This window comes from Pseudomonas sp. PME37.24/025, assembly GCF_055556615.1.
Genome location: NZ_JBVHNK010000160.1, coordinates 1 through 275, shown reverse-complemented (window position 1 = coordinate 275; position 275 = coordinate 1). Strand labels below are relative to the sequence as shown.

The window sequence follows — 275 nt, the reverse complement described above, 5'->3', positions numbered from 1 at the left end:
ACAAGTGGGTATAAAGGAGCTTTGAATGAGGTTTTATCAGATCCTGCTGTCATGGTAAAACTCAAGGACACCAAAGCTGTCAAAGAAATTGAGGCATTAGATAGATTCTACAAGACTCTGACCCTTGATTCTGATAGAGTTGCTTACGGTCATAAATATGTGATTGAAGCAAAAGAGCAAAATGCCATTAAGGAATTATTGATTTGCGACACTTTGTTTAGAACTAAGAACTTCTCAATGAGAAAAGTGTATGTGGATCTTGTAGATAAAGTGAA

1 protein-coding gene is annotated in these 275 nt (G+C 36.0%); it reads left to right on the top strand.

The features are described from left to right. Positions 1–275, top strand: a 275-nt coding sequence (locus tag ACZ3HH_RS29910) for a hypothetical protein (protein ID WP_465810183.1), incomplete at both ends; no start/stop codon positions are given.